The organism is Bryocella elongata (genome assembly GCF_900108185.1).
Lineage (GTDB): Bacteria > Acidobacteriota > Terriglobia > Terriglobales > Acidobacteriaceae > Granulicella > Granulicella elongata.
The window spans coordinates 328740-342948 of the sequence record NZ_FNVA01000001.1; the positions used below are offsets into that span (position 1 = coordinate 328740).

The window sequence follows — 14209 nt, forward strand, 5'->3', positions numbered from 1 at the left end:
GTCGCTACTTGCCGGAGTAGATGGCGCGATAGAGTTCGCGATTGCGCACGATGGCCTGCACGTATTCGCGGGTCTGGGTGTAGGGGATGGATTCGACCCACTCCGGCATATCGCGATAGTCGTTGGCGCCGACCCAGGCCTTCACCGGGGTATCTCCGGCGTTGTAGGAGGCGAGGGCGTACTCCACGTGGCCATCCCAGCGGTCGATGGCCTGGCGCAGGTAGATCGTTCCCCACTTCAGGTTCTTATTGGGGTCCAGGAGCTCGCTGGTCGCGAACTTCCTGTCGCCGGTGCGCTTGGCGATCTGCTTTCCGGTCGACGGGAGCATCTGCATGAGGCCGTAGGCATTGGCGTAGCTGACGACACCGGCGTTGAACTCAGACTCCTGGCGGATGAGTGCGGCTACGAGGAAGGGGTCGAGGCCATTGGCCTGGGCGTTGGAGCTGAGGGCGGCCCAGTAGGGCTGCGGGAAGGCGAGCCGCCAGTAGGGCAGAGGAATCTGGCTGACCGGCAGGGAGAGGAACGGGATGCCGCTGCGTTTCATTGCTTGCAGCGAGCGGGTGGTCTCGCCGAAGCTCTGGTAGATCTCTGCCTCGGCGAGTGCGCCCCACTCCTTTGAGGTAGGGCTGAGCGCGATCTCGGGACGGATGTACTCGTTGAGGGCGGCGTTGGCGAGGAGGCGTGCCTTGATGAGGTGGACATCGTTTTCGGGCACGGAGTCGACGAGGTCGTAGCTGCCAACGGCCGGGAGCGAGGCGATGGCTGGCGCCGGGGCGACGGCAGGCTGAGCGCCGAGTGAAGCCAGGCGCTGGCGGGCAAGCATTCCGTAGTAGGTGTTGACGAAGTGGGCGTCGAGGGCGCGGTAGTAGTTTGCGGCCTGCGCGGGGTTGTGCTCTTCCTCTTCGTAGAGACGGCCGCGCCAGTAGAGGGCTCCGGGAATCTCGGCGCCACCGGCGTAGCGGCTGATCTGCTCATCCATGATGCGCGCGGCATCCGCCCAGTGGTGGAGGCGATAGTACATCCACGCGGCCTTCCAGTGGGCGTTGGGAGCGTAGGTGCTGCGCGGGAAGTGCTCGACCAGGGAGGCGAAGTCGTCGGCGGCCTGCAGGGTGTCGCGGCGGACGAGGTGGTTATTGCCTGCGGAGTAGAGAGCTTCCTCGGTCCAGCGGCTCTGAGGGTAGCGGTCGACAAGCTGGTGGACGAGGTCGTCCTGCTCGGCGGCGTTGCCTTCGCTGCGGGCCAGCTCGGATTGCAGGTAGACGCGCAGCGCCGCGGTGTCGTCGCTGGTGACGGGCAGGTTGCTGACGTCGCGACGGGTGAGCTTCTTGAGGCGGAGATCGCAGACGGCGGCGTAGATCTGGAGGGCATCGCGGTCGGCCTGGTTGAGGCCGGAGCCGGAGCGCTGCAGGGAGCGGTACTCGTTGGCGGCTTCGCCGTACTGCTTGGCGTTGAAGAGGGCGTCGGCGTGCTCTTTGCGCTCGACCGGGGTGAGTGGGACGTTCATCGCGTCGAGCTGCTGGTGTGCGGTGGCAGCTTCGCTGGAGACTGGGGCGCCGAGGAAGATGCCGCGATAGAAGCCCGCTGCCTTCGCGAGGTTGCCGGAGGCCTGGTAGGCCCGCGCGAGTGTCATGCGGAGGTCGAGGTTGGTCGGAGGCTGGGTGGGCGTGGCCTCGATGCCGGGGGGCGCGGTGTTGAGCCTGGCCTCGAGCGGCGCGAGCACCCGGAGAGCGTTCTGGGGATCGTTGGCGGTGAGGTAGGCCTTGGCGAGCAGGACGGGGGCGCTGGGCTCGAAGAGGCTACCGGGGTGGCGCTCGGCGAAGTGTTCGAGCAGCGGCGCGGCTTCGGCGGGGTGGTTGGCGTTTACGGCGGCCTGGGCGGCGAGGTAATCGGCGTAGTCGGCGAGGGCAGCGTCGCGGGAACCGGCAGCGCGGTAGGCTGCCTCCGCCTCGGAGTAGCGGTGGTCCATCATGTAGGCGTGGCCGAGCGCAAGCTGTGCGGCCGAGCCCGCGTCCCCGCTGTGGGAGCGGGCGTAGGCGGCAACGCCGGCGTAGGCGGCGACGCTGCGGGTGCTGGCGAGCTGCTGGGCCATGGGCCGCAGCGTGGAGGAAGCGACGAAGGCGGCGTGCAGGCGGCGGCTCTCGGCGGTCTCGGGGACTGCGCGTGCCGGGTGGCCGTGCCGGGATTTGGAGGCGGCGGCGGTGTGGGCTGCGGTCTTGCCGTGGGCGGATTTCGATCTGCTGGCCGCGGCGGTGCCCTTCGATGCGGTGCTGTGCTTCTTTTTTGCCGTCTGGGCAGGGCTGTTTATGGCCAGCGCTGCTATCAGCAGCGTCGCCGTCACCATCGTCCAGCCTTTGCTCATTTTGTGTCCCAACTGCAAACCCCCGGTCCCGGCCCGAATGTGGCCCCTTGTTATCCGGACCCTCTATTGGACTCTACGACGCTCTTTGCGGTCTCCGGGGGGAAGAGTACTGCGAAAGGAACCTCAGGTTGCAATGGGAGGGCTGGTGGATGACTCCATGGAGTCTTGCGCCCGCAGACCCTGTACACTAGAAGAGTCAGCATCATGGCAGCCGAACTCTCCAGCATCGACCAGGAACTGGAGCCGACCGACGAGATCGCGGTCGACTCCACCGAAGAGGCCCCCGAGGGCGTCGCCGCCGAGCCACATCCCGATGTGCTGCTCGTGGAACAGGCGCGCGCGGGCGACACCGCGGCCTTTGAAAAGCTCATTCGCCAGTACGATCGGCAGATCTTCCGCACGGCCCTGCACATTACGCAGAACCGCGAGGACGCCGAAGACATCACCCAGGACGTCTTTTTCAAGGCATTTCAGAAGCTGGACCAGTTCAAGGGGAACTCGAAGTTCTCGACCTGGCTGGTTCGGATTGCCGTGAATGAGAGCCTGATGCGCCTGCGCAAGCGGAAGACGTCCAAGACTGTGTCCATGGACCAGGATGTGGAGACGGACGAGGGTTCGATTCCGCGCGACTTCGCCGAATGGCGGCCCAACCCGGAGCAGACTTTTTCGCAATCTGAACTGGGAGATATCCTGCGCAAGACAATTGCGGGTCTCCCTCCGGGTTTTCGAACCGTTTTCACCTTGAGAGACATCGAAAACCTGTCGACCGAAGAGACGGCCGAAGCGCTGGGACTGAGTGTTCCGGCGGTGAAAAGCCGTCTTCTGCGGGCCCGGCTGCAACTTCGCGAGAGGTTGAGCCGGTATTTCCGCAAGGCTGCTACACCTGCTTGACAGGTGTGGTGGTGCAGGTCGATGGTATGGGGCCAGGGGTAGTCGACCTGACTGATTTCGCGGTGGCTTCGAAGAAGCCGCGGGACGGAATGCAAGGCGACACGACCGCACGCGCGGCGTGGTGAAATCTGATGCTGAAGAGCGTGGCGCAGCGGTTTGCGGCCATGGCTCGCGATGAGGGCTTGAAGTGAATTGCACTGATTTTCTGGCGAAACTTACCGACTACTTTGACGGTCAGATCGACGCGGAGCTGCTTACAGAGGTAAAGGAACACCTCGGCTCGTGTCATCACTGTGAGGTGGTTGTGGACACCACTCGCCAGACGATTGATGTGTATCGCGGACACCAGCCCTACGAGTTTCCGGACGAGCTGTCGTCGAAGCTGCGCGGCGCCATTATGGACCGTTGCCGCAAGCACGTCGAAACGACGGTCGGCGAGAAAACGTCTGCCGGAGTGAAGTAGTCTTCCGGCGAGTCCCGTTTCTTTATGGATTCGGATCTCTCGAGCGATTTTTTGAATGTGACGACGCTGCCCTCCACAGGGCAGCGTTTTCCTTTGTGGCTCTTGAGAGCGACGCTCAGATTGCGTTCAGTGTCTCCAGATTGACGGGGCCAACATATTCGCCGAGGAGTTCGCGGGTCCACCACGCGCCGGTGGTGCGCCGGGTCGCTGCATCCGTGTACCGGTAGCGGTAGAACTGTGCGCGAAGGATCGCGGGCGGCTCGCCGCGGAATGGATTGGCGCGCAGAAGCTTGAGCAGGGCGGGATCGTTGACGAGCAGCTTCTTGAGGAGGCGGGCGAACCAGAGTTGGTAGCTCGGGACATGGATGCCGTGGGCGGTGACCTGCACGGTGAAGGGCAGGAACCAGATCATCCAGTCGAGGCGAAGATGGTAGGGAGCGACCTGCGGCGGCATGCGATGGAGATCGCCGGGCTTGCCCTTGAAGGCGTACTCGCGCCAGATCGTGGCGGGCGTCAGGAGCTGGTCGGAGGTGCCTTCGAGGACGATCTCGTAGCGCTCGCGGGTGACCGAGCCGAAGGCGCCGTAGCTGTTCACCAGGTGATAGCGGTTGTAGCTGAAGTTCATCCGCTGCTGGCGCGAGAAGAGGTTGAGGAGTGGTTGCACGCTGAGAGCTGCGGTAGCCGCTGCCAGGCTCCATAGCAGGATCGTGAAGGGGAGCGGCGCGGGCTGCGTCGCATACGGAGCGATGAAGGGCAGCACGCGATAAAGGATCTCGTCGGAGAAGCCGGCGATGCCCAGCACCACAGTGAGCCAGTTGAGCCAAGCGTAGTTGCCCGAGACGATGAGCCACAGCTGCTGCGCGATGCAGAGACCCGCTGCGATGGACGCGTAGGGCTGTGGAGCGAACAGACCGAAGGGGCACACGACCTGCACGAAGTGACTGAACAGGACCCCGCCGCGATGCGTGGCCTTGGGAAGTCGATGGAAGTACCAGCTGAGCGGGTTGGGCAGGGGCTGGGTCTCGTAGTGGTAGTAGAGGCAGGTCAGGTCGCGCCAGCAGGCGTCATGCCGAAGCTTGATGAGCCCTGCGCCGAGCTCGGTGCGAAAGAGCATCCAGCGCAGGATCAGGATGGGGATCACCGAGGGCGCGACGGGGCGAGGGCCCAGGAAGGCGGTAAAGAAGCCCGCCTCCAGCAGCATCGACTCCCAGCCAAAGCCAAAGAAGGCCTGCCCGACGTTCACGACGGAGAGATACAGGGCGTAGAGCAGAAGCCAGGAGAAGATCGAGAGCCAGAGAGGGCCTGCGTCGGTGAGGCCCAGCATGGCGCAGAGGGCGACGAGGAGCCCGGTGACGGAGACCGCGTCGAGCATGCGATCGGAGTAGCGCCAGTGAAAGAGGCTTGGAGATTGGCGGAACTTGATGCCCTTTACAAACTCGGGGATGGGGAGCAAACCGGTCGTGCCGATGAGTGGCTTGCCCTGCAGCAGCACCGTGAGGAACGCGAACGCATAGATCGTGGCCATGCCACGCTGCAGGAGCAGGCGAGTGAGCGACAGGTTGCCGAAGTACGCGTGGTGCCAGGGCATGGTTGGGCTGCTGAGGTCGGGAAGAGGGCACGCAGTTGAGTTGAGCCGCGGGAGATCTCGTTCCAAGGAGAAGAGTACGGGGCCAGCCTGCGTATTGCCAGGCTTACCAGAACGAGAAAGGCCCGAGGTGCGTGCTGCGCCTCGGGCCATGCGTTGGTGAGGCCAATTACTTGCAGCGACTACTCATGCCGGAGGGCGACGACGGGGTCCATGCGGGCTGCGCGCCATGCCGGGAGAAATCCGGAGACGACGCCGACGATGGTCAAGATGATGAAGCTGGCTCCGAGGGTTCCCATGCTCGCGCGCAGGACGATGTCGCCCTCATGGTTGGCGGTCTTGTAGATCTCGGAGTAGAGGGGCATGGGCGGGATGATGTACCCGGCGGCCACGGCGACGACCATGCCGATGGCGCCGGCGAGGAAGGTGAGCACCAGGCTCTCGATGAGGAACTGGGCGAGGATGTCGCGGCGGCGGGCGCCGAGGGCCTTCATCAGGCCGATCTCGCGAGTGCGCTCGGTGACGGAGACCAGCATGATGTTCATGACGCCAATGCCGCCGACGGCGAGGGTCATCGCGCCGATGAGGCCGAGCAGGACCTCGAGCGCGATGTTGAACTGCAGCATCTGCTTTGCGTCCTCGACGGTGTCCCATGCGGGGACGGCTTTTTCGTCCTTGGGATCGAAGTGATAGCGCTGCGAGAGCACGGTGCGAACTGCCTGCAGGGCCTGCAGGTGCTGGTCGCCGGAGGATGGCTGGAAGACGATGGAGTTGGGATCGCGCTGCTGACGAATCTCGCGCAGCGTGTCGAAGGGGACGAAGACGTTTTCGTTGTCGGGGCCGTTGTTGGAGGAGTCCTGGATCTTGTTGCGCAGGACGCCGATCACGGTGAAGGGATGACCTTCGACCTCGATGGTCTCGCCGACGGGAGGGTAGCCGTTGAAGAGCTGCTGCGCGGCGTGAGCGCCGAAGATGATGACGTTGCGATGATCGCTGAAGTCTGAGGGCTCGAAGTAGCGGCCCTGGTCGACGATGAGCTTGCGCATGCCGCCATAGGGCAGGTCGATGCACTTGGCGGAGATGTTCACGACCTTGTCGCCGTACTTGAGGGCGAAGGTGTCGTCGGTCTCGCGGGAGACGGCTTTGAGGAAGGGCAGCGAGTCGCGGACGGCTTCCATGTCGCCGGCGTGAAAGCGGATCTTCTGCCCTGCGCGCTCGCCACCGGCCTGCATGGAGGTCTGGCCACCCCAGACCATGATGACGTTGTCCCCGAGGCCGAGGAAGCCGTTGAGGACGGTCTGGCCGAGGCTGCGGCCATAGCTCAACAGAAGCACCACGGTGACGAGTCCCCAGACGATGCCGAGCATGGTGAGAGCCGAGCGCAGGCGATTGCGCCTGAGCGAAGAGACCGACTGCGAGATGGCTTCACGAAATTGCATAGGGCTCGGGGCTCAGAGTCAGGGGGTAGGGCCTAGGAAAGATGGAATCAACGAGTTGTGAGTTGTGAGTTGTGAGTTTCGGGTTTCGAGTCACACATGACTGAAGCCCATGAATCACTCTGGGGCTTCAGTCGGTGCGGAGGCATTCAATCGGTGTCATGTGGGCGGCGCGCAGGGCTGGGTACGTTCCTGCGCAGACGGTGATGGCGGCCAGTGTGACCAGCGAGGCGATGATCGCGAGCGACGAGATCGCAGGGTGCGGAATGAAGTCGGGCATGGGGATGAGGCGCATGATGAGGCAGAGCCCTGTGCCGCCTGCGAGCCCGATGGCTCCGGCGAGGATTGTGATCACCGCGGACTCCGCGAGGAACTGGCGGCGGATGTCGGTGGCCGTGGCGCCGAGTGCCTTACGGACGCCGATCTCTCGGGTGCGTTCGGTGACGGCAACGAGCATGATGTTCATCACGCCGATGCCGCCGAGTGCGAGCGTGAGCAGGGCGACGATGGCGAAGAACAACGTCATGGCGCCGAAGATGTGGTCGGTGAACTCTGCGCCTTCGAGCGTGTCCCAGGTCCAGATGGCGTCGGGATCCACGGGGTCGAAGTGGTGCCGGGCTCCGAGGATGGCGCGCACCTGGCGTACCGCCTGCTTGTGCAGCGTGGCGGAGACAGGCTGAATGACGATGTTGCTAACCGAGCCTTCGGTGATGTTCTTGCCGGTGATGGGGAAGTCGCGCTCCATCGCGCTGAAGGGCACGAAGAGCTGCGAGTTGTCCGGCCCTGAGCCGTAGCTTCCGTTCTGCTTCTTCTTCTCCATGACGCCGATGACGATGTAGGGATAGCCCGCGATCATGACGGTTTCGCCGATGGCGGGCTTGCCGGGGAAGAGCTGGCGGGCGCTGTCAAAGCCGAGCAGGACGACGCGGGCGCCGTCTTTCTCGTCTTCGTCGGACATGAGACGGCCTTCGGAGACGGTGAGAGAGCGGAAGCTCTGGTACTGCGGCCAAACACCACGCACGGCGCGATTGGAGGCGTTGTAGCGGCTGACCTGCTGGACGGTGGCGCGGATCTCGGGCGAGACGGTCTTGATGAGGGGCGCGCCGTCGCGGATCGCTTCGGCGTCGGAGATATTGAGGCGTACGTCGCGGTTGGGAGCATAGCCTTCCCAGGGGAGGTCGGTCTTGCCACCGAACATGATGGCGATGTCGGTGCCGAGGCCCTTCATGCGCTCATGCTGATCGCGATTGAAGCCGATGCCGAGGCCGACGAGAAGGATCACGGACGTGATGCCCCACACGATGCCGAACATCGTGAGGAAGCTGCGCAACTTGCTTTCGCGGAGAGCGGCAAGCGTCTGGAGGATGATCTCTCGAATCGGCATAGGGTTCGACCGCAGGTTGCGCGGTTGAGCGTTGATACGCGCAAAGGAAGAGGATGGTTCCCGGGTGGGGTGGACTTGCGGGAGGTCATGTGGAACATGAGGGCCGGCCCGGGACTGGTTACGGCAGGGATTGGCTACGGTAGGATGGGTAGGATCGGTCTGACACACCGCGCCGGGATGGTGAAATCGGCAGACACAGCGGACTTAAAATCCGCAGTTGCGAAAGCGACGTGGGGGTTCAAGTCCCCCTCCCGGCACCATGGAATCAGCAGCCAGGCTTCGGTCGATGCGATGGGGAGCGGCTTCAGATCGCCTTGGGAGCGTAGATGCGGAACTCGATGTGGACCGGCCTCCGGGCTGGATGTGCGGCAGGGCTGTTGGGCCTGTTTGTAGCCGGAGCGGCAGAGGTTCGGGCGCAGGGAAGTGGAGGTCCGCTTCGCGATCCTGCGGCGCTGGTGAATCCGATCATTGGGACGACCAACGGCGGCAATGACTATCCGGGGGCGACGGTGCCGTTGGGCATGGTGGCCTGGAGCCCGGAGGAGCCGCGGCACCGGCCGCGTGCACGCGTGGAAGGTGTTCCGGGATCGAGAATCGATGACCCGGGACGGCCTGCGGCCCCGGGAGGGTATGAGTACTCCTCGGATCGCATCAGCGGGTTTTCCCTCACGCACCTGATGGGCACGGGCTGTGCCGGTGCGAGCGGGGATATCCCATTCATGCCGTACGTTGGCGAAGTCACGTCGTCGCCTGCCGATGATCTGCGCGCCGAGGTTTACGGGAGCACATTCTCGCATGAGGACGAGACTGCCAAAGCCGGCTATTACAAGGTGAAACTGGCCAATGGCGTGGCCGTCGAGCTGACGGCATCCCCGCGCACGGGAGCGGGGCGGTTCACCTATCCGGCGGGGAAGGCGGCGGTGATGTTGGTTCGGACCTCGAACTCGGAGACGGGAAGCAGCGAGGCGCAGGTGAAGATTGACGCGGCGACGCGGACGATCTCGGGTTCGGTGACGAGTGGCAACTTCTGCGGCTACATCGGGACGGCGGACCGGCACAGCTACTACACGCTGTACTTCGTTGCACAGTTTGATACGCCGTTCACGGCTACGGGGACGTGGCAGGATGCTGCGGTGAAGGCGGGCTCGACCGAAGCGCATGGCGGAACGACGTATGGCCCCAAGGGCTTCATTCCGCCGGGGAAGGGTTCGGGTGCGTGGGTTGCGTTCGATGCATCTGGTGGCAAGACTGTGGGGATCCGCGTTGGGGTCTCGTACGTCAGCGAGCGCAGTGCTAAAGAGAACCTGCGGGCGGAGAGCCCTGCGGGGACGACCTTCGACATGGTGCGAGAGAAAGCGCACGCTGCGTGGAATCAGGCGCTGGGCAAGATCGAGATCGAAGGCGGCACGCCGGATGAGCAGGTGGTCTTCTACACCGCGCTGTATCACACGCTGATGGGAGAGAACCTCTACAGCGATTCTGATGGACGCTATCTCGGCATGGACGGCAAGGTGCACACCGTGGTGGCACCGCAGAAGGCGCAGTATGGAACCTTCTCCGGCTGGGATGTGTACCGGTCGCAGCTGCAACTGCTCACGTTGATCGAGCCGCAGATCGCAGGGGACCTTGCGCAGTCGCTGCTGAACCAGGCTACCCAGAATGGTGGCGAGTGGGATCGCTGGACGCACAATGCCGGCATCACGCATGTGATGAACGGAGACCCGGCGGCTCCTGCGATTGCGGACATTCTGGCGTTTGGTGGAAGCAACTTCGATGCGAAGGCTGCGTACAGGTCCCTGCTACAGGCGGCGACTGTGCCGACAGCACACGATCTGAGCGAAGAGGGTTGTCCGGTGGAGTGTGTGGGACAGCGGCCTTCGCTGGATCAATGGATGAAGCTGCATTACATCCCGGTCGGCGCACATGCTTGGGGGCCGGCGGCGGACACACTCGAGGATGTGGCGGCGGACTTTGCGATGTCGGAGCTGGCGCGGCGGATGGGTGATGGTGCGATGCAGCGAAGCTTCCTCGAGCGCGCACAGTACTGGAAGAACATCTTCAATCCGCAGGCGACGCCGGAGGGCGGATATATCCAGAACCGCAACGCCGATGGCACGTGGCCGAAGTTCGATCCGAAGTCGACGGAGGGATTTGTCGAGGGCAGCGGAGCGCAGTACCTGTGGATGGTGCCGTTCAACGCGAAGGGCCTGTTCAACATGATGGGTGGAGATGCGAAGGCGAGCGAGCGGCTCAACGCGTTCTTCTATAACGCGGACGGCAGCCTCGCCGTGACGAACTCCGGCCCACTGCATGCGGAGCTGAACAACGAGCCTTCGATTGCATCGCCGTGGCTCTTCGACTTTCTGCGGCAACCGTGGAAGACGCAGGAAGCGGTGCGCAAGGTGCTGAACTCCATCTGGACGAACAAGCCGAACGGTCTGCCGGGCAATGACGATCTGGGCGAGATGTCGTCCTGGTATGTATGGGCCGCCATGGGGATGTATCCGGAGATTCCGGGGCGCGCAGAGCTTGTGCTGGGGAGCCCGTTGTTTGAGAGCATCACCATTCGGCGGGGCGCGGGCGATATCGTGGTGAAGGCGCATGGCGCGGGAACGAATGCTCCGTATGTCCAGAGCCTGAAGGTGGATGGCAAAGCAGCGAGCAGCACATGGTTGCCGCAGAGCTTCGTGCAGCGCGGCGGGCGGCTTGAGTTTGAGCTTGGAACGGCGCCCGAGACGCATTGGGGAACGGGGGCGTCTGACGTGCCGCCCTCCTTTGAGCCATAAGCTGCAGGTTGGCCTGTGACGGCGGATACACAAAAGGGACATCTCTTCACGGAGATGTCCCTTTCGCTTTGAAGGCTGAGGGTTGCGGATTACTTCTCCATGGGCGCTTCCTTCTTCGCAGCATCCTTCTTTGGAGCGGGGGGCTGCCGCTGCAGGTGATCGAAGTTCATGATGGCGTTGAAGACGAGCGGGTAGGAGCCGACGGTTTCGCCGCGATAGACGGGGTTGTTGGCAAAGAGCAGCACGTTGCCGGCGCCGAGGTGGGCATCGACGACGATGGGATGCTCTGCGATAGCGCCGCCTTTATCGAGGAGACCGGAGAGCAGGAGATCCTTCGTCTCGGTGAAGCGGAGCACGACCTCAGGCCGATATTGCTCGGGGATGACGCTGGGATTGTTGCGCAGCTGTTCTTCGTTGAGCGGACGCGGCTCCCAGGGTTTGGGTTGCGGGAGTGGTTCGGGCTCGATGATCTTGCGGCCCTGCGGGAAGTCGGCATCGCCGACCAGGCCGCGGCCTGTGGGCCGCTGTTGATAGGGATCCATCAGGGTGCGGCCTCCGCGGCCACCGATGGTGTTGCTCACGCTGAAGGTCATGCCATCGGCGCTCATCACCGGCAGGTTGGCGCCATAGCCCCAGGCTGCCGGATGCTCGGGGGTGACGAAGGTGGAGTTGAGCACCGTGCCTACGACGCGAGCATCGCCCCGTGAGACGCTGACGCCGGGGGCGAGGCCCATCTCGATGGCGAACTGCGCGGTGTCCTCGCAGGTGATGAGGAGGCCACCCTTCTCGATGAACTCGCGCAGGTGCTTTAGCCCGTCGTAGCCCATGCCGGGACGCGTGTCTGTGGTGTGATCCAGTACGCCGATGTTGGGTGTGAGGTCGGTCTTCTCCCAGGGCGTGGCATTGCCGTACATGGGAGTGCCGTTGAGGATCTGATCCGAGCTTGCGTGGCCTACCGGAGCGAAGACGATGACGTCATACCTGCCACGCAGATCGGACATGCCGCCGATGGTCTGCGTGCTGATGTAGTCATAGGGCACACCGGCCTTGTCGAAGGCATAGCGCCACCAGCCTTCGGTCTGCGTTGCCAGCCAGGAGTGCATGAAGGCGATGCGCGGAGCAGCGGCGGTGTGCGTGGCTACCGAAGGCATCGTCGCGATGCGAACGCTGTCGAGCGAAGCAGTCTTGAGCGCTGCAGTGACATCCGTGTCGGGAAGATCGTGGATCAGCAACGTTCCCGGATTGAAGTGCTTGCCATCCTGATCGAAGGCCTTCTCTGCGATGGAGACATGCTCGGGCTTGAGCTTGAAGACGAGGCCGAGCAGCGACGTTTGGCCGGTGTTCGATACGGCAAAGAGGCTGCCTGTTCCGTCCACGTGACCTGTGGCGACGGAGGGATCCGGCAGCGGCGACATCTTGTTCTTCGCGAAGGCGACATCGGTGACGCGTACGACCTTCACGTTGAACAGCTGCGGGAACGACCAGCCAGTGTCGTCGTAGGGATGCTTCTGCGGATCGTCGGGCGCCCAGAACTGCTTGTCGAGCAGGGCATCGGCGATGCGGGAGAACGGCTGGTCCATGCGAACCACGTAGCTGCCTGCGGGCAGGTTGACGGTGGTGGGCTTGTCGCCACGCTTTGCGGCGGGGATGCTCACCGTCGCGGCTTCGTCGAGCTGGCTGAGCTCGACGTGCTGCAGTTGCAACGTCTTCAGCAGCTGCACCTGGCGGTTGGCTTCGGCGTCGTTCTTCGGCAGGACGTAGGCTACGGGACCCTCTGTCGCGGGCTTCTCGATGCTGCGCTTGCTCTTGCGGTAGTAGTTCTCGAGGAAGTGGTGCGTGTTCTTCGAGAAGTAGGAGAGCGTCGTCAGCAGGGCGCTCTGCTCGTAGTTGTTGTTGTCACGCTGCGACCAGGTGAGCACCGGCGGTGGAGGGTTCTGGCGGTACCAGGTACGCGAGTAGTCCTCGGGCGAGAGGATGCGCTTCTCGGTGTCGGCGCCGCCGTTGCCGAAGGTCTCATAGAGGCGGCTGATGCCGTTGTGCAGGCCGGCGAGGAACATCAGGTAGCCGGGGCTCCAGGTGTCGAAGTCGCCGTGGGTGAAGACGCCGGGCATGCCGAAGCTCTGCATCTGGGCGGTGTTGTTCCAACCCAGCTCCTGCCACTCATCGGCTAACAGCGGATCGATCCACGCGTTGTAGGGGCCGTCGCCGATGGTGTTGTCGTAGAGCAGCGGCACCGACTCGTGCAGGTCATGCAGCACCTGCGCGTGCCAGCCGAGGTAGGTGGAGAGCACGTTGTTGGTGAGGTTCAAGGTCATGCCCATGGCATCGCGGTTGTTGTCGTGCGCGACGTAGTGGCCCCAGTAGACGAGGCGCGGATACTGCAGATCCGGATGTGCCCGGTGCCACTTGTAGAGGTCGACCTGGCGATCGCGGCCGTCGACTTCGACGACCGGCGTGATGAGGACGATCATGTGCGAGCGGATGTACTTGATGTAGGGCGAGTCATCAACGGCGAGGCGGTAGGCCAGCTCCATCAGGGCCGTGGGCGCGCCGGTCTCGGGCGAGTGGATGGTGCCGGTGATGTAGTAGACGGGGAAGGATGCGTCGACGAGGGCGCGGGCCTTGGCATCATCCATGCCGATGAGGCGCGGGTCGGCGAGCTTGGCGAGGCGGGCGTCGTTCTCCTTCTGCTTGTCGAGCAGGTCCTTATCCGCGATGGCGACGGCGATCATCTCGCGGCCTTCTTCACTATGGCCGATGGTGACGACCTTCACGCGGGGGGAGGACCTTTCCAGCATGCGGAAGTACTTGTAGGTGTCCTCGGCGTAGGGGAGCATGTTGGGCGCGCCGGCGACGTCGCCGAGGACTTTGGCGGGCGTCGGCACCGTGTTTGAGGCCGGGAGATAGTCGACCAGCGGCGAGGTGTAGGCCGAGTCGGTGGTGTACTCCTTCATCTTCTTCGTGTATTCCTGATCGACGGCCTGATGCGGATCGCGGTCGAAGGTGGGGTTCAGACCGGACTGCGCGAGGGCGGGAGCTGCGGCGGAGACGGCCAACAGGGACAGAAGAGCGGCGAAACGAAGGTGCTGAAAACGCATCGGATCCTTCCTGCATTCAAGGTGAAACGCAGAGCCGTTAACGGGCTCCGCCGGGTCATTTGTGTCGTGGGACTGATAGTGTAGCTCAGCTGGAAAGAGGGGCGTCTGGCTCTTGCCGGCTAAGCCCTTCCGGGCGGCTGAGGTCAGTTGTGCCGAGGGCTGAGGTTGCGCCAGATCAAAACACCACTTTTGAGGCTCGCCGTGACC

8 protein-coding genes and 1 tRNA gene are annotated in these 14209 nt (G+C 63.7%); 4 read left to right on the forward strand and 5 right to left on the reverse strand.

The genetic code is table 11. The features are described from left to right. Positions 1-4: 4 nt before the first annotated feature. Positions 5-2359 (reverse strand): lytic transglycosylase domain-containing protein, encoded by a 2355-nt coding sequence (locus C4S68_RS01365; protein WP_103931236.1) that lies wholly within the window; start codon positions 2357-2359, stop codon positions 5-7. Positions 2360-2524: 165 nt separating this feature from the next. On the opposite strand from C4S68_RS01365, the gene C4S68_RS01370 reads away from it, so the two are divergent. Next, positions 2525-3250: a sigma-70 family RNA polymerase sigma factor gene (locus C4S68_RS01370; protein ID WP_235011279.1), complete on the forward strand. Its 726-nt coding sequence runs from the start codon at positions 2525-2527 to the stop codon at positions 3248-3250. 187 nt (positions 3251-3437) lie between these two features. After that, a complete protein-coding gene (locus C4S68_RS01375) occupies positions 3438-3713 on the forward strand; it encodes an anti-sigma factor family protein (protein ID WP_103931237.1) in 276 nt (91 codons plus the stop codon). 115 nt (positions 3714-3828) lie between these two features. Here C4S68_RS01375 and C4S68_RS01380 read toward each other — a convergent pair whose 3' ends face one another. From C4S68_RS01380 to C4S68_RS01390, 3 genes are all read right to left on the reverse strand, one after another. Beyond that, entirely contained in the window at positions 3829-5301 is a 1473-nt protein-coding gene (locus C4S68_RS01380; RefSeq protein WP_103931238.1) for a lipase maturation factor family protein, read from the reverse strand. Between the two features lie 179 nt (positions 5302-5480). Then, positions 5481-6737 carry an ABC transporter permease gene (locus tag C4S68_RS01385; protein ID WP_103931239.1) on the reverse strand — a complete coding sequence of 419 codons (1257 nt, stop codon included), beginning with the start codon at positions 6735-6737 and terminating at the stop codon, positions 5481-5483. Positions 6738-6864: 127 nt separating this feature from the next. After that, positions 6865-8118, reverse strand: a complete 1254-nt coding sequence (locus C4S68_RS01390; RefSeq protein ID WP_103931240.1) for an ABC transporter permease — start codon at positions 8116-8118, stop codon at positions 6865-6867. Positions 8119-8289: 171 nt separating this feature from the next. Here C4S68_RS01390 and C4S68_RS01395 point away from each other — a divergent pair. Together C4S68_RS01395 and C4S68_RS01400 are read left to right on the forward strand one after the other, a co-directional pair. Beyond that, positions 8290-8378, forward strand: a tRNA-Leu gene (locus C4S68_RS01395). 66 nt (positions 8379-8444) lie between these two features. Continuing rightward, on the forward strand, positions 8445-10904 hold the full coding sequence (locus tag C4S68_RS01400; RefSeq protein ID WP_235011280.1) for a GH92 family glycosyl hydrolase: 2460 nt from the start codon (positions 8445-8447) through the stop codon (positions 10902-10904). Positions 10905-10993: 89 nt separating this feature from the next. On the opposite strand, the gene C4S68_RS01405 is transcribed toward C4S68_RS01400, so the two are convergent. Further along, a complete protein-coding gene (locus C4S68_RS01405) occupies positions 10994-14002 on the reverse strand; it encodes a M14 family zinc carboxypeptidase (protein ID WP_103931241.1) in 3009 nt (1002 codons plus the stop codon). Positions 14003-14209 lie beyond the last annotated feature (207 nt).